This is a genomic window from Candidatus Delongbacteria bacterium (assembly GCA_041675285.1).
Lineage (GTDB): Bacteria > CAIWAD01 > CAIWAD01 > CAIWAD01 > CAIWAD01 > CAIWAD01.
Genome location: JBAYTZ010000004.1, coordinates 218,342 through 234,697 on the forward strand (window position 1 = coordinate 218,342; position 16,356 = coordinate 234,697).

9 protein-coding genes are annotated in these 16,356 nt (G+C 64.8%); 8 read left to right on the forward strand and 1 reads right to left on the reverse strand.

The annotated features are described in order from the left end of the window. The first annotated feature begins 199 nt into the window (after positions 1 to 199). The 6 genes from rocD to WC326_05855 all read left to right on the forward strand — a co-directional run bounded on the left by rocD (position 200) and on the right by WC326_05855 (position 11,749). Positions 200 to 1,432: an ornithine--oxo-acid transaminase gene (rocD, locus tag WC326_05830; GenBank protein MFA7330578.1), complete on the forward strand. Its 1,233-nt coding sequence runs from the start codon at positions 200 to 202 to the stop codon at positions 1,430 to 1,432. Between the two features lie 192 nt (positions 1,433 to 1,624). Next, positions 1,625 to 2,662, forward strand: a complete 1,038-nt coding sequence (locus tag WC326_05835) for a hypothetical protein (protein ID MFA7330579.1) — start codon at positions 1,625 to 1,627, stop codon at positions 2,660 to 2,662. Between the two features lie 668 nt (positions 2,663 to 3,330). Then, positions 3,331 to 4,491, forward strand: coding sequence for a sigma 54-interacting transcriptional regulator (locus WC326_05840; GenBank protein ID MFA7330580.1), 1,161 nt, complete (start codon positions 3,331 to 3,333; stop codon positions 4,489 to 4,491). A 327-nt stretch (positions 4,492 to 4,818) separates the two neighbouring features. Continuing rightward, entirely contained in the window at positions 4,819 to 7,635 is a 2,817-nt protein-coding gene (locus WC326_05845) for a TonB-dependent receptor (GenBank protein MFA7330581.1), read from the forward strand. 20 nt (positions 7,636 to 7,655) lie between these two features. Further along, on the forward strand, positions 7,656 to 10,703 hold the full coding sequence (locus tag WC326_05850) for a hypothetical protein (GenBank protein MFA7330582.1): 3,048 nt from the start codon (positions 7,656 to 7,658) through the stop codon (positions 10,701 to 10,703). A gap of 98 nt (positions 10,704 to 10,801) precedes the next feature. Then, positions 10,802 to 11,749: a PorV/PorQ family protein gene (locus WC326_05855; protein MFA7330583.1), complete on the forward strand. Its 948-nt coding sequence runs from the start codon at positions 10,802 to 10,804 to the stop codon at positions 11,747 to 11,749. A 404-nt stretch (positions 11,750 to 12,153) separates the two neighbouring features. Here the strand turns inward: WC326_05855 and WC326_05860 are convergent, their stop codons facing one another. Beyond that, positions 12,154 to 12,996: a flagellin gene (locus tag WC326_05860; GenBank protein MFA7330584.1), complete on the reverse strand. Its 843-nt coding sequence runs from the start codon at positions 12,994 to 12,996 to the stop codon at positions 12,154 to 12,156. 294 nt (positions 12,997 to 13,290) lie between these two features. On the opposite strand from WC326_05860, the gene WC326_05865 reads away from it, so the two are divergent. Together WC326_05865 and WC326_05870 are read left to right on the forward strand one after the other, a co-directional pair. After that, positions 13,291 to 14,370 carry a phosphotransferase gene (locus WC326_05865; GenBank protein MFA7330585.1) on the forward strand — a complete coding sequence of 360 codons (1,080 nt, stop codon included), beginning with the start codon at positions 13,291 to 13,293 and terminating at the stop codon, positions 14,368 to 14,370. Beyond that, positions 14,367 to 16,337, forward strand: coding sequence for a UDP-N-acetylglucosamine--N-acetylmuramyl-(pentapeptide) pyrophosphoryl-undecaprenol N-acetylglucosamine transferase (locus WC326_05870; protein MFA7330586.1), 1,971 nt, complete (start codon positions 14,367 to 14,369; stop codon positions 16,335 to 16,337). The genes WC326_05865 and WC326_05870 overlap by 4 nt, the downstream gene beginning before the upstream one ends. The last annotated feature ends 19 nt before the right edge of the window (positions 16,338 to 16,356 follow it).

Here is a 16,356-nt window from a genome sequence, read left to right on the forward strand (position 1 = left end):
CCCACGACCGGGCGAACCCGGCCTGTTCCGAAACAATGGATGCGTGGGCAACCGGCCAAAGTAGAAGAGGATCAGGTTGATTCCAAGCCGGGCCAGGGTCTTGCTGGTCCGCGGACAAGCGCGAGTTGGCCCCTTGGCGGGCATTTTCGAACTTGGGGCGCGCGTTTCGCGACCACCATCAACCAGGAGGATTCCACATATGAGCCCGCTCGCCCACGGACACGTCTCGTCCAGCGAAGCCATGGAACTTGAAGAGCGCTACGGGGCGCACAACTACCACCCGCTGCCCGTGGTGCTGGCCCGGGGCGAGGGCGTGCACGTCTGGGATCCGGAAGGCCGGCGCTACTTCGACTTCCTCTCCGCCTACAGCGCAGTGAACCAGGGGCACTGCCATCCGCGCATTGTCCAGGCGCTGATCGAGCAGGCCCGCGTGTTGACCCTGACCAGCCGGGCCTTCTTCAACAACGTGCTGGGTGAATACGAGCGCTATGTCACGGAGACCTTCGGCTACGAGATGGTCCTGCCCATGAACACGGGCGTGGAGGGCGACGAGACCGCCTGCAAGCTGGCCCGCAAGTGGGGCTACGTGAAGAAGGGGATCCCGACGGACCAGGCGAAGATCATCGTCTGCGAGGGCAACTTCCACGGCCGGACCCTGGGCATCATCAGCGCCAGCACGGATCCGGACTGCACCAACGGTTTCGGGCCCTTCCTGCCCGGCTTCGTGAAGATCCCCTACAACGATCTGGCGGCGCTGGAGGCCGCGGCGGCGGATCCCACCGTCTGCGCTTTCCTGGTGGAACCCATCCAGGGCGAGGCAGGCGTCTTCGTGCCGGACGACGGCTACCTGACCCAGGTTCGCGAGATCTGCACACGCCACGAGGTGCTGTTCATCGCCGACGAGGTGCAGACGGGCATCGCGCGCACGGGGCGCCTGCTCTGCTGCGACCACGAGAACGTGCGCCCGGACGTGCTGATCCTGGGCAAGGCGCTCTCCGGCGGCCTGTTGCCGGTCTCGGCCGTGCTGGCCGACAAGGAGATCATGCTCTGCATCAAGCCCGGCGAGCATGGTTCCACCTTTGGTGGCAACCCGCTGGCCTGCCAGGTGGCCATCGCGGCCCTGGAGGTGGTGAAGGAGGAGCAGCTGGCGGAGAACGCCCAGCGGCTGGGCCAGGTCTTCCGCCAGCGCGTGGCCGCCATGGGCCACCCGATGATCGGCACGGTGCGCGGCAAGGGCCTGCTCAACGCCGTGGTGGTGACGCCCCAGAACGGCAAGACGGCCTGGGACATCTGCGTGGCCATGAAGGACAAGGGCCTGCTGGCCAAGCCCACCCACGAGCACATCATCCGCTTCGCGCCGCCGCTGGTGATCAACGACGCCCAACTGGACGAAGCGCTGGCGATCATCGAGGCGACCTTCAAGCAGTTCTGAGCCGCTGACACTGTCTGATCCAGGGGCCTCGCGGCCCCTTTTTCAGGCCCGGCGGCGTGCCATCCCTGTCTTGAAACCGTGACAATTTCGGCGCCAAGCCGGGTTTTCCCTTGTTTGCCGCCACAATCTGTAGTACGATCCGGCGTCACAAGCCCCCCCCCACGCCGGTCATTCGAATTCAGGGTCACGCTCATGCGACACCTTGTGGCTCTTCTGGCCTTGTCCCTTGCACTGGGGTCCGCCCGGGCCGCCAGTTACGATCTGCCGGCCGAATGGCTGGACACCCACGCCTTGGTCCTGCAGGCCGGCGATTCGGCCCGCATCACCGGTTCGCCACAGCATCCCGCCGTGGATCTCGGCCAGCTCACGTGGCTGGGCGGCTCGCTGACCCTGGTGGACTGCCGGTTGGAAGCCACCGCCGGGCGCAGTCCGGCCGGCCTGCCGCTGGTGGTTTCCCTGGGACAGCAGCTCACCCTGGAGCAGACCTGGATCCAGGGCGTGCCCAGCGCCATCGAACTGGCGGGCGGCGAGGTGCATTTGAGCGGCTCCACCCTGGCGGCGACGGAATCCAACATCCGCTCCACCCATCCGCAATCCCGCCTGTGGCTGCAGGACGTCAACCTCTGCGCCTCCGCCACCGGCCTGGAGCTGGACAGCGTGGACACGGTGCTCATCGAGGGCGCGCTCTTCCTGACCAACGGGACAGGCCTGCGCATCGGCGCCGGCAACCAGGTGATCCTGCGCGATTGCCTCTTCCAGGGCAACGAATGGGCCATCCGCATCGCGCCCACGGCCACGCCGCCCATCCTGGAGGAGAGCGTCGATCTGGTGGATTCCCGCTATGCCCTGGTGGAAAACCTCAGTCCCTCCCCCATCGATCTGGCGGACGCCTATGTAGACGAGCCCGCCTTGGTTTTGGGTCCCTGGGTCAGAGATGGGGTAGATCCTGGAATACCATATAAACTTATGAATGAACCAGGTGGAATGCTTGTGGATGATGATGATGTTTACGAGCTTAATACACCATTATACCATGTGACAACTAACGGAATTCCAATTATACCAAGCAAAATCGGAGTTTATTCTTCAAATTGGCCTTTCAGCGGCTTTCAGTTGACAGATACTATTTTGCCAGGACATTCATATTGCCCTAATCTTGTTTCTAGCGGGGCCAGATTCTATAAAGTAACAATCTTTATAGGAGATTGGAACTTTATGGAGACAAGATGATGTTTAAAAGAAAAGACGGCATTGAGCTCTATAATTCGCTTAAATTCGATGAATTTTTGTCAATTGTAGACGACATAATTTCGAACTGTAAGGCCGAGCACAAGAGTGAATTGGAGTTCTTAAAAGCAAATTCACTTGTTAAAGTCGGGAAAGTGGATTATGCATTGCCAATTTATAGATTTTTATTAGAACCTGGCATGAGCGATGCAAATACTCAGATTAAGACTTGCATAAACCTAATTACTGCCGCAATTTTCAAAAAAGACATCGAATATGCAATCGAATGCAATGCTGAATATAAAAAACTATGTGAACTCTTTGAGGTAAGATCAGAATGTTGGAGCATGCTTTTAAGTGAAGCAAATGATTTGAATATAGAAAACGTTAGAGCGGCCTATGCCTTATCCGAAACAAATAGGGAAAGAAAACACTTCCAAACCGTCTTCGTTGCTGTTTGCGAAAATAAGCGTGATATAAAGATGATAGAAAATTTTTACGAGAATATAAGTCACGAAGTCTTAAATATAAATCTCCTTCGCTCTGTTTTTGATGGATACATTAAGCATGATTTAAACAAGGCTAGAGAAATCAGAGACCTCGTTGTTGTAAATTCGTACAATGGGCCTGCAAAGGTGGTAGCTGATTACATTGTACTTGCGATGGCGATGATGGATAAAGATGATGAATGTAAGCTTATCGAATTGGCTGTATCGATTTCTGAGGGGATAAAAAGATTCAACGTGTTTTTTGGCATAGAAGCAAAACGAATTTGTGCATCTGTTTTTAAAGACGCCGAGAAGAGAAACCGCATCCTCGTTCCATCCCGCTTCGGCATCATCGGAATCTCGCCGGTGGTCAGCGCCTTGCGTGACCGGATCGATCGCTACGCGCGCTCCAACTCGCCGGTGCTGATCCAGGGGGAAAGCGGGACTGGCAAGGAACTGGCGGCCCAGGCCCTGCACGACGCCGGCGATCGGGCGGCGGCGCCCTTCATTCCCGTCAACTGCGCGGCGGTGCCGGAGAGTGTGTTCGAGAGCCAGCTCTTCGGGCACGTGGCCGGCGCCTTCACCGGCGCGGCCAAGGACCAGCCCGGCCTGATCGAGCTGGCCGGCGAGGGCACCCTGTTCCTGGACGAGGTGGGCGAGTTGCCGCTGGCCGTGCAGGCCAAGCTGCTGCGCTTTCTGGAGAACGGCGAGTACCGCCGGCTGGGCAGCGAAAAGATCCTGAAGAGCCGGGCGCGCGTGCTGGCGGCCACCAACCGCGGGCTGGGCGAGGACTCGGGCTTCCGACAGGATCTGGCCCATCGCCTGCGCCGGCTGGAGATCCTGCTGCCGCCCCTGCGCGAGCGGCGCGAGGACATCCGCTACCTGGCCCGGCACCGCATCCGACAACTCAACCTGCAGGACGGCTCGGGCTGGAAGCAGTTGGACGACGCGGCCGAGCAGGTGCTGGAGAGCCTGGACTTCGCGGGCAACGTGCGCGAACTCTTCAACCTGGTGGATCACGCCTGGCACGAGGCCGTGCAGCAGATCGGCCCGCCCGAGGTGGAACGCGCCCGCCAGCGCCTGGCCGCCGAGCGCCGCGAGTTGGACCTGCCCGCAGGCGCGGGACGCGAGCTGGCCGTGAACTTCGCCGAGGGCGAGGCCTGGAGCCTGGACTTCGCGGCGGGGAGCGCCTCCCTGCGGCAGATCCAGGAGCGCGCCGCCTGCGCGGCCATCCGCCAAACCCTGGCGCACTTCGACGGTGACGTGATACAAGCGGCCCGCTTCCTCGATGTGTCACGCCGCTCCATCTACCGCTATCTGGAGCGCGAGCGGCAGGAAGGCTGAGTCTCCGCCAAGTCCGAGTCGCCCCCCGCTCCACTCGCTCTCAGCCCGGCCTGCTTCCCGCAACGTGCGGCGCCGCGCGAAAAACCGCCGTCATTTCGTTCTCCCCGCCAAGCCAAAGCCAGGGAACTTGTGCGGCGAGGCGCTTTCCTGCTTGACTTGAGACGCCGACAGGTGTAGGTTGCGACTTGAATCAAGTGGCAACGCCTGCGTGTTGCCCCACTTCGTCACACGATCGACACCAATCCTTGCGTAGCGTCCCATGTGCCGGTTCTACAAGCCGGCGCCGTTGTGCGTACTCACACATCCATGGATAACTGGAGGTTCGGCATGAAACGATGCTTGACAGCAATTGGCTGCTGGCTCCTCCTTCTCCCCGCCCTTGCACTGGCCGGTACCACCGGCAGCCTCAAGGGATTGGCGAGCAGGGCCGGCGACGGCAGCCCAGTGGTGGGGGCCAACGTGGTGCTGGCAGGGACCAAGATGGGCGCCGCCACCGACATCAACGGCGTGTACTACATCACCAACATTCCGGCCGGCACCTATGAGGTGCAGTTCTCGGCGGTGGGGTACAAGGGCGTCCATCTGACGGATCTGCGCATCAGCGCGGACCTGCTCAAGGTCCAGAACGTCACGCTGGAGGAGACGGCCCTCCAGGGCGAGGAAGTGACCATCTTCGCGGAGCGTCCGCTCATCGAGCTGGACAAGACCTCGTCCGTGCAGATCACCGACGCCGCGCAGCTGCAGGAGCTGCCCGTGCGTGGTTACAACGACATCATCAAGATCCAATCCGGCGTGCAGACCTATAACTACAACACGACCAACGCCGGCAGCTACTACAACGAGAACACCAACGGCCCGCGCATCTCGGTGCGTGGCTCGCGCGAGGACGAGGTGATGTTCAACGTGGACGGCGTCACGTTGAACGACCCCTACTCGGGCTTCATCACCTTCCGCATCCCGGACCTGGCCTGGGACGAGTTCGCTTTCCTCAAGGGCAACTTCTCGGCCGAGTACGGGCGCTTCATGTCGGGCGTGGTCAACTGGACCACCAAGAGCGGCCAGGAAGACTACCACGCTGCGGTGGAGCTGACCACCGACGCCATCAGCCCGGAGAAGCACCGCTTCGACCAGACCAAGATGGGCGTGGCCCTCTCCGGCCCCGTGATTCCCGGCAACCCCAAGTACCGCTTCTTCATGGCCTATGAAGCGCTGGATTACGGCGACCGCGGCCCGTCCTTCATCGACGACGGCGCCAAGGAGAAGAACGGCCTGGAAGGCAGCGCCACCGTGGTGAAATTCACCAACAGCATCACCGACAAGATGCGCCTGGACCTGGGCCTGCTGCACTCGGACGACGAGTGGAACGAGTTCCGCCAGTCCTATCTCTTCGACCTGGAGCACATGCCCTACTACCACGACAAGAACAAGGCGATCTACGCGCGCTTCAACCACGCCGTGGCATCGGATCTCAACTACACGCTGACGGCGAGCTTCACGGACATTTTCCGCTTCCGCGGGGACGACACCTTCCGTGACGACATCCTGAGCTACGGCACCAACAGCCTGCCCAACTACGACGAGACCGCGCTCTTCTGGGACACGGGCCGCATGTTCCGCAACTACATGAAGCGCCAGACCCAGTACACGAGCCTGCGGGCGGACGTGGCCAAGACCATCGGCTTCGATCACGACCTGCGCAGCGGCTTCGAGATGCAGATGTACAAGCTGCGCTACTACGAGCACGGCTTCCCCAACGCCGTGGCCAACACGGAGTACGACCAGCGCTGGTTCGACCTGAACAACTTCGGCTACAACGTGATGGGCAATGAGACGGACGGCAACGGCAGCCTGACCACGAACGGCGACGTGGCGGACCGCGGCTACACCATGGCCCCGCCGGAACCTGTGACCATGGGCTTCTACGCCCAGGACAAGATCCGCCTGGACTACGGCATCCGCTTCGACCTGGGTCTGCGCTGGGACTATCTGGATCCCGACGCCGAGTACATCAAGAACCCCTCCAGCCCGCTGGGTGACACAAACGATCCCAACGACGGCAACGACGGCGAGTTCATCCTGGGCGAGGACACCAAGGCGGTGGACGCCTTCTCCATCTGGAGCCCGCGCCTGGGCGTGAGCTTCCCGGTGAGTGACGTCACGACCTTCCACTTCAACTACGGCCGCTACACGCAATTCCCGTCGTTCTACTCGTACTACGTGGATTACGGCTACTTCGAGCGGATGATCAAGTACGGCGGCTACCACACGGTGCTGGGCAACCCGAACCTGGCGCCGAGCAAGACCACCAGCTACGAGTTCGGTGTGGACCACGGCATGGGCGAGTACACGGCCCTGGCCTTCGTAGCGTATTACAAGTCCATCGACGACTACGTCAACGCCATCAGCGTGCCGGCCACGCCCACCCAGTACAGCACGTACTACAACATGGACCGCGCCGTCACCAAGGGCCTCGAGGTGGAGTTCCGGCTGAATCCCTACAAGCGCTTCTCCGCCAACCTGAACTACACGATCTCCTGGGCCAACGGCACCGGGTCCTCGAACAACGGCAACGACCGCGTGGCCTGGACGGGCAGCGAGCCGCCGAAGTTCACCAACCCGCTGGTCTTTGACCGCCGCCACCACTTCAGCGGCGTGTTCAGCTACGAGTTCTCCGCGGGCGACGGACCGCGCGTCATGGACTACCCGATCCTCGAGAACACCACCTTCGGCTTCAACGTGGACGCAGCCTCGGGCCGTCCCTACACGAAGAAGAAGGTCTACAACGAGGTGACCCTGGGTGCCAACTTCCCCGAGAACGAGCGCGCCATCAACTCCTCCAACATCGACTGGAGCTATCAGCTCGACTTCCGCTTCACGCGGGGCTTCAAGGCCTACGGTGTGGACCTGGATTTCTTCCTCAACGTGATCAACGTGCTGGGCACCGAGAACTACGTCTCGGTGTGGGATTCCTCCGGGGACCCGGGCACCACCTATTGGCTGGAGACCAGCGAGGGCCAGGCCTGGATGGCCAGCATGGCGGCCCAGGGCATCGACGGCGAGGAGCTGTACAAGCTGCGCGAGGACGATCCGAACAACTGGAACGTGCCGCGCATGCTGCAGGTGGGCCTGACGGTCAACTACTAGGCTAAGCAAGGAGTCGATAGATGAAGCGAAAAATGACCTCGGGGGCCTTGTCCGTCCTGCTGGCCTGCGCCTGCGCGCTTCCCGCGCTCGCCGAGCGTCGGCAGGTGGCGGGGAAGGTCTCGCCCGGAACCGACGTCACATCCACCACGATGACCATCGACGCCAACCAGCTCGACATGTTCGTCACCAACGTGGGTGTGTTCGCCTATGACAAATCCAACGCCCGCGGCAAGTCCGACGGACTCTACTTCCCCAACAACTACCCGCTCTCCGACAAGTCCGTGATCTACGACGCCGGCTTGTGGCTGGGCGGCATCCGCGGCGGGGACACCCTGGTGACCGTGGCCGAGTACTCCCAGGAGTTCGTCCCGGGCATGCTGGGCACCGATCCCTCGCTGCCGGAGAACCGCGTCTACAAGATCTACAAGAACCATCTGGACAAGGTGGCCGCGGGTTTCCTGGTGCGGAACCCCGACAACCATGAGGACCAGATCCCGCTGACGGCCGACGACTACACGGGCTGGCCCGTGGCCCAGGGCGCTCCCGTCGGGACGGACGGCACGCCGTGGATCAACGAGCTGGGCGCGGACCAGATGACCTACACGGTCTACAACGACGGGGACGCGGCCGTGCACGGCAACGACGCCGGCGGCACGGCGCCCATCGGGATCGAAGTGCGGCAGACCACTTTCGCCTTCGACCGCAGCGACGCGTTGGGCAACGTGATCTTCATGAAGTACACGCTGATCTACAGCGCGAGCGCCGCGGCGCCGCTGGAGCAGGCCTACGTCTCGCTCTGGAGCGACCCGGACATGGGCGGCTCGGGCGACGACTACGTGGGCTGCGACCCGGAGATCGGCCTGGGCTACTGCTACAACGCCACGAACCAGGACAAGGCCTACGGCGCCCAGCCGCCGGCGGTGGGCTTCGACTTCTTCAAGGGGCCGACCAACAGCTACGGCATCGAGTGGCCGCCCAACTCGGGCGTGATTCCGGCCACCCTGCCCATGACCTCGTTCAACAAGTACATCAACGGCACGGACCCGCACTCCTACCTGGACAGCTACAACTACATGCGCGGGCTCAACATCGACGGCACGCCGCTCTCCAACGGCACCACCTTCCAGATGTCCGGCGACCCGGTCACCGGCGAAGGCGAGCTGGACACGGATCCCGCCGACCGCCGCTTCATGATGTCCGCCGGCCCTTTCAGCATGCAGCCCGGCGACACGGTGGAAGTGGTGGCGGCCGTGCTGGTGGCCCAGGGCACCAACCGGCTGGGTTCCATCACCTTCCTGCGCTTCGTGGACACCTTCGCCCAGTCGGCCTATGAGGCGGACTTCGTGGTGCCCCAGCCGCCGACCATCCCGGAAGTGACCCCCAGCGAGATGAATCGCAAGGTCACCCTGACCTGGGACGGCGCGGGCGAGGAAGAGCCGGGCAGCTATCCCTTCCAGGGCTACAACGTGTACCAAGGCGAGACGGCAGCCGGCCCGTGGAAGCGCATCGCCACCTATGACCTGGTGGACGGCGTGGCCACGATCTTCGAGGACGCCTTCGATCCGGAGACGGGTGAGATCTTCTCCCAGCCGGCCCAGTTCGGCACGGATGCGGGCGTGCTGCGGCACATCGAGATCACCAGCGACGCCTACACGTGGGCCGGCAATCCGGGGCTGATCAACGGCCACCCGTACTACTTCGGCGTGAGTGCCTACAGCTACAATCCGGACGAGACCCCCAACAACCTGGAGTCCTCCAAGGACGTCGTGATCGTGACGCCGAACCGCGGCGGCGGCGGCAGCAACTGGCACACCGTGGCGGTGCCCGACACGGCCACGCACAGCGCGGGCGGCAGCGACGGCCTGGTGCTGCTGAACACCATCGACGAAGCCCAGCTGCGCAACATGAGCTACTCGGTGAGTTTCTACGACACCACCTACACGGTCATCCAGGACCCGGACACCTTCGACGTGACGGAGACCTGGTGGCGGGTGAGCGACAGCGCCGGGCCGCGCGCCAATGGCCGCGCCCAGAGCCTGGACCCCGCCTCCGCCTACTTCTACCCGGACTATGAGCTGCACCCGCTGGGCTTCCCGGAAGTGGACGGCACGCTGGTCACGGTGCTGGGTCCGACCCTCACCGGCGCGTCCTACTCCTGGACGGGCGTGGACGGCGCGGCCCGCTGGTTGACGGGCGTCAACTCGGGCGGCGAGCTGTTGAACGGCGGCGTGATGCTGGGTGTCAACTTCTTCGGCAGCACGCTGCTGCCGGCGCAGTATCACAAGGTCGAAGTGCGCCTCACTCCCGACAACACGGAGTGGTCGGACTGCGCGCGCTACATCCGGCCGGGCTACGCGCGCGACGGCACGGGGCAGTTCCCGGGCAGTGCGTGGGACGTGCAGGATCCGGCCAACCCGCGCCGCCTGAACCTCTGCTTCGTGGAGAACGCGGACGTGGCCGACGGCCTGTGGAACCCCAACGACGCCGAGCTGGGCGGGCGCCACTACCTGTTCGTGATGGACAGCGACTACAACGGCGGCGTGGACTATGACGACGACGCCAACTGGGGTCCTGCGGCCGACGTGCATTGGGCCTGGTGGCCGATGCTGCGCAGCGCCGCCACGGACTTCGCCACCCAGCTGGCCTCCGGCGCGGGCACCTTCACCTTCACGCCCAACTACGTCAACAGCCCGGCGGACGAGTTCACCTACACGACCACGGGCGTGACCCGGTCCACGGGCGAGCAGGCCCTGCGCGAGATCCGCGCGGTGCCCAATCCCTACTACGGCCACAGCGCCTACGAGACCAAGTCCGATGTCAAGGTGGTCAAGCTGATCAACCTGCCGGACGTGGCGACCATCAAGATCTTCAACATTGCCGGCGATCACGTGCGGACCCTGCAAAAGTCCGCCGACACCGCTCATGAAGTGAGCTGGGACTTGAAGAACGAGTACGGCGTGTACGTCGCCAGCGGCGTATACGTGTACTACGTGGAGGCCCCGGGCCACGGCGACACCTTCGGGAAGATGGCCGTGATGCTCGAGGAAGAGCGGCTCAAAGAGTATTGATCAAAGGCGCGGGAGGAAGACCTATGCGAACGACATGTTATGGCGTCCTCGCGGGCGTCTTGATCAGCGGGGCTGCCTGGGCGGAAGGTGTGACATCCGTGGGGACCGCCGGTGCCCAGGAGCTGCGCATCCCCGTGGGCGCCCGCAGTGCCGCCATGTCCGGATCCAATCTGGGCACGGTGAGCGGCGTGGAGGCGATGTTCTGGAACCCGGGCGGCCTGGCCCAGATGGAAGGCTCCCAGGCCCAGTTCGGCTCCTACACCTATTGGGCCGACATGGAGATGGTGCAGTTCTCGGCGGGGCACAGCTTCGGGGAAAAGGGCACTTTCGGCATCTCGGCCCGCGTGCTGAACCTGGGCGACATCTATGTGACCACCGAGTCCATGCCCGACGGCACGGGCGAAATCACTCAACCCAAGTTCTCCACGGTGACCTTCAGCTGGGCCAAGAAGATGACCGACCGGGTCAATCTGGGCACCAACCTGAACCTGCTCTCCGAGAAGATCAAGGACATGAGTGCCAAGGGCTATTCGCTGGACTTCGGTGTCCAGGTGAATACGCCCATGGATGGACTGGCCTTCGGCGTGGTGCTGAAGAACTTCGGCCCGGACATGGGCTATGACGGCTACGGCGGGGAGCGGCGCTTCATCGCCGAGGACGGCCAGCCCGGCTCCGACCACAGCGTGGCCAAGCCCATCTACCAGCAGTTCGAGTTGCCGTCGAGCTTCCAGTTCGGCGTCAGCTACGCGGCGCTGGAGAACCCGGTGAACTACCTGGGCTTCCACGGCACCTATCAGTCCAACCACCACAGCTCGGACGAGTATCGCTTCGGGGCCGAGTACGCCTTCCGCAACCAGATCTTTGCGCGGGCGGGCTACGTGACGGCCTCGTCGCTGGGTGAGGGCGAGGACTACCTCTACACCTGGGCCACGGGTCTGGGCTTCAAGGTGGACCTGGGCGAATCCAACCTGTTCATCGACTGGAGCTACAATCCCAACGAGCACTTCGACGGCTCGCAGTGGTACACGCTGCGCTTCGATTTCTGACCTGTCCGCAGCCTGATCTCAAGCCCCCGTCGCCCTTGGCGGCGGGGGCTTTTTAGTATACGGTGCCAGGCCGGTGCCAGGCCGGTGCCAGGTCGGTGCCAGACCGGTGCCAGGTCGGTGCCAGGCCGGTGCCAGGCCGGTGCCAGGCCGGTGCCAGGCCGGTGCCAGGCCGGTGCCAGGCCGGTGCCAGGCCGGTGCCAGGCCGGTGCCAGGCCGGTGCCAGACCGGTGCCAGACCGGTGCCAGGCCGGTGCCAGGTCGGTGCCAGGCAGGTGCCAGACCGGTGCCAGGCCGGTGCCAGAGCACTACGCGTGTCCAGTGCGGTGGATGCGGCCCACGAGAAAACGGCCCGGAGTGGGTGTTCCGGGCCGCTTCCTGTAGCAGGTCGTCAACAGTCAGGGAGAATCAAATCAAGCTGAGAGCGAATTGGGGAATCTGGTTGGCCTGGGCCAGCATGGCCACGCCGGACTGCATCAGGATCTGGGCCCGCACGAAGGCCGAGGTCTCTTCGGCCATGTCCGCGTCCCGGATGGTGGATTCACTGTCCACGGCGTTTTCATGCTGCACCTGCAGGTTTTGGATCGTGTACTGCAGGCGTTCCACGTAACTGCCGATTCGCGTGCGCTCGGTGTCCTTGGTGTTGATGGCGCTGTCCACCAAGGTGATCGCACTTTGCGCGGAGGCGGTGTTGGTCAAGTCCACGCTGGCCAGGCCCAGTGCGCTGGCCGTCATGTCGTTGATGGTGATCTGATAGGTGTCCACGTTGGCCGCGGCAAAGGTGCCCACCTGCAGGCGAATGCCGCCGGACGCGCTGCCCTGGCTGTACGTGCCGTCCAGCAGATTCAAGCCGTTGTAGTTGGTCACGCTGGCGATGCGCGTGATCTCGCTTTTCAGCTGCTGGAACTCCACGTCCAGGTAGCTGCGGTCCAGACTGGTGAGGGTGCCGTTGGCGGCCTCCACCGACAGGGCGCGCATGCGGATCAACTTGTCGTCGAGGATGGCCATGGCGCCTTCGGCCGTGGCCAGCAGATTGATGCCCTGGCTGGCGTTGCGCTCGGCTTCCACCATGCTGGCGATCTGGGCACGGAATTTCTCGGAGACCGCCAGTCCGGCGGGATCGTCCCAGGCCTTGTTGATGCGCAGGCCGCTGGAGAGCCGTTCGACGGCGACCCCCAGCTCGCGGGTGGTGTTGGCCAGGGCACGCTGCACGGACAGCGACGGGATGTTGTGGTTGATGCGGAGCGCCATTTTCGCCTCACGGTTGGGCGCCGCCCCAGGCTGCTTGGCCGGGCAGGCGCGGATTGTCGTCCGGCATCCCTCATCGGCAAGAGTCCGGGACTTCTGGAGTTCCAAACCTGCAAACTTGAGTCGCGGAGCGCTTGGCGGAAGATTCTGCCCTGAGATGGAAAGCCATCCACCGGCAGCGAGGGAATCACAAGACCGGCGCCCAGCCAAGGCGATCTTCCCTGGTCCGCGAGGCCACGGATGGGCTCGCCGGCTGCCGTCGGCTCGCGGGAAAGCCCTATTTTGCCCTGCATGAACATGCCCAACCCCACCCTTGAGCCCGCTGCCTGGTTGACGGCGGCCGGCATTCCCCACCACCTTCCGCGGGCCTGGCGCATGCCGGGCGGGGGCAGCGACCGCGTGATGACCCGGATCTGGCCGGACGGCGGCAAGCGCAAGAGCCTGGTGCTGGTGGAGAATCCCCACCCCCAGACCTTCGGTGGACCGCTGAACGAAAACCACTCCTTCTGGTACGTGGGCGGCCTGCTGCGCAAGGCGGGCGGACACGGGCCGGCGCTGGTGTTCGCGGACCTGGAACAGGGCTGGTACCTGGTGGAGGACCTGGGCGACACGCTGCTGCTGGCGCTGGTGGAGGAGGCGGGGCGTGAGGATCCGCGCGTCGAGGGTTGGATGGAGGAAGTGCTGGACATCCTGCTGGATCTCCAGCACGGTCTGCAGGACGTCTTCGACCCGGCCCGCGTGCATGCCCTGCCCTACGATTTCGAACTGATGACGGTCTGGGAATCCGGCTACTTTCGCGAACGCTTCCTCGAGGGCTTGCTGGACCTGCCCCTGGACCGGGCGGCGTTTGACGGCGAGTGCGGGGAGCTGGCCCGCCGGGTGGAAGCTTCCACTCCCAAGGGCGTGCTCTTCCGCGATTTCCAGTCCACCAACGTGCTGCGCACGGACGACAGCTGGCGGTTGATCGACTTCCAGGGCGCGCGACTGGGTCCGCCCCAGTACGACGTGGCCTCCTTCGTCAACGATCCCTACCTGAGGCTGCCCGCGCCGCTGCGCGCCCGGCTGGTGGAGCGCTTCGCGCGGCGGCGCGCGGCGCGCGGACTGGAGTCCGCGGCGTCTTTCCTTGAGGCGTACCCGCTGGTGGCCGCCCACCGCATGATGCAGGCCCTGGGCGCCTACGGTCTGCTGAGCAAGGTGAAGGGCAAGTGGTGGTTCCTGCAGCACGTGCCTGCGGCGCTAGGCCACCTGGAGGAACTCCTGGTCCAGCCCGCCTTCGACTGCTGTCCGGAACTGCGCCGGGTGACCCAGGTTGCGGCTGAGCAGGTGGCGGGGGGCGTGCTGGACCGGCTGCGCCCGGCTGACGGGGGCGGCGCGTGAGACGCGCGGTCTTCACCGGAGGCGGCACCGGCGGACACGTCTATCCGGCCCTGGCCATCGCCCAGGCCCTGTTGGGTCCGGGCGGCTGGGACGGGCTCTACATCGGCACCCGCGGCCGCGCCGAGGAGCGCATCCTCGCCAGCCTGGAGGCTGGCGGTCCGCTGACCCTGCCCTTCCGCAGCGCGAGCGCCACGGGCTTCCCCGGCCTGCGCAGTCCGCGCCTGCTGCCCTTCCTGTTCAAACTCAAGCTGGGGACGCTGCAAGCCGCCTGGCACCTGCTGCGTTTCCGGCCCCAGGTGGTGGTGGCCACGGGCGGCTACGCCTCGGCACCGACGGTGTTCGCCGCGGCCCTGCTCCGGAAGCTGGGTCTTTTGCGTTGCGGCATCCTCATCCACGAACAGAATGCCAGCGCGGGGTTGATGAACCGGCTGGCCGGGCGGCTGGCCGACCTGGTGGCGCTGACCTTTCCCGAGTCCGCCGCGGCCCTGCCCGGCTGCCGCACGCAAGTGACCGGTTATCCCGTGCGCGCCGGGCTGGAGCGGCTGCCCGACCGGCTGGAGGCGTGCCGCAGCCTGGGACTTAATTCCGACAAACCCGTGTTGTTCGTGTTCGGGGGCTCCCAGGGCGCGCGCGCCATCAACCTGGCGCTCTACCGGATCCTGCCGGAGCTGCTGCGGCAAGGCGTGCAGGTGCTGCACGGCACGGGCATGTCCGCCGGCACGGCCTGGGACGCGGGCCGCGAGCACGCGCTCCAGCTGGAGCAGCTGGAGCGTGACTGTCCGGACTGGAGCCGGCTGGCGCCGTTGTATCACGCCCGGCCCTACTTCGACCAGATCCAGCTGGCCTACGCGGCGGCCGACCTGGTTTGCTGCCGGGCGGGCGCGGGCGCGCTGTTCGAACTGCTGGCCATGGGCCGGCCCGCGTTGCTGATTCCCAAGATGGGCCTGCCCGGCGACCACCAGACGGCCAACGCGCGCAGCGCCGAGAAGGCGGGCGCGGCGGAGGTCCTGCTGGAGGAGCCCCTGCCGGAGGAGGGCCGGCTCGTGGCGGGTCTGCGGCCGGAAGCCCTGCTGGAGCGGGTGCAGACCCTGCTGAACGACCCCGAACGCCGCGCCGGACTGGGAGTCCGGGCCCGCGAGCATTTCCACGCGGACGCGCGCGAGCGGCTGGCCGCGCTGGCGACCGCCCTGGCCGCGGGCGAGCGGCCCGCCGGAGAGCGCGTGGCGCCGGGTCCGCGCTCGCTGGAGCGCACACCCACGCTGGAGCTCTGCCGGGGCGCGACCCGGGAACCCGAGGGCCAGGACCGGCGCTACCTAGAGTACCGCTGCCTGGCGGCCCTGTGCTCCGATTCCTGGGTGGAACGCAACGCGGGGCTCAAGCTGGCGGCGGCCCTGCGCCTGGAGCGTGCCCTGCCGCTGCTGATCCGGCTGGCCGAGGATCCCACGCCGGTGGGCGGTCTGCGCCGTCTGCTGGGCGAGCGCCGGGGCCAGAACGGCTTCATCCGGCGCAACCTGATGACCACGCTGGCCGCGCTACCGGCCACGCCCGAGACCGACCGCGTGCTCCGCGCGGCGCTGGAAGACTCCTACTGGGAGGTGCGCGTGGAGGCCATCCGCACCCTGACCCTGCAGGAGGGGCCGGCGGATCCGGCGCTGGTGGAGCGCATGCAGCGCTTCCGCCGGCAGGGCAACTTCGAGGAGGCCCAGGCCGTGGCCCACTGGTGGGCGGCCTGTCAGCCGGCCGCCGGTTGGCGCGAGTGGATCCTGCCGCTCTCCCTGCACGCCAATTGCCTGGTGCGCGAGGCGGCCATCCGGGCCCTGCAGCGCAAGGTGAAACAGGGCGAGCTGCAGCTGGCCGACCTGCAGGGCGAGCTGGATCTTTTCCTGCTCACCAGCACGCACTTCCGGCCGCAGTTTCCCCTCAAACAGGCCATGCGCGCCCTGGCCGAACAGCGGGAGGTCTCATGAGACAGGCCCGGCGAAGTCC

Excerpts from the sequence above, each read along its gene's own strand:
- rocD (MFA7330578.1), top strand. The coding sequence starts at position 200 with ATGAGCCCGCTCGCCCACGGACACGTCTCGTCCAGCGAAGCCATGGAA.
- WC326_05835 (MFA7330579.1), top strand. The coding sequence starts at position 1,625 with ATGCGACACCTTGTGGCTCTTCTGGCCTTGTCCCTTGCACTGGGGTCC.
- WC326_05840 (MFA7330580.1), top strand. The coding sequence starts at position 3,331 with ATGGATAAAGATGATGAATGTAAGCTTATCGAATTGGCTGTATCGATT.
- WC326_05845 (MFA7330581.1), top strand. The coding sequence starts at position 4,819 with ATGAAACGATGCTTGACAGCAATTGGCTGCTGGCTCCTCCTTCTCCCC.
- WC326_05850 (MFA7330582.1), top strand. The coding sequence starts at position 7,656 with ATGAAGCGAAAAATGACCTCGGGGGCCTTGTCCGTCCTGCTGGCCTGC.
- WC326_05860 (MFA7330584.1), bottom strand. The coding sequence starts at position 12,996 with ATGGCGCTCCGCATCAACCACAACATCCCGTCGCTGTCCGTGCAGCGT.
- WC326_05865 (MFA7330585.1), top strand. The coding sequence starts at position 13,291 with ATGCCCAACCCCACCCTTGAGCCCGCTGCCTGGTTGACGGCGGCCGGC.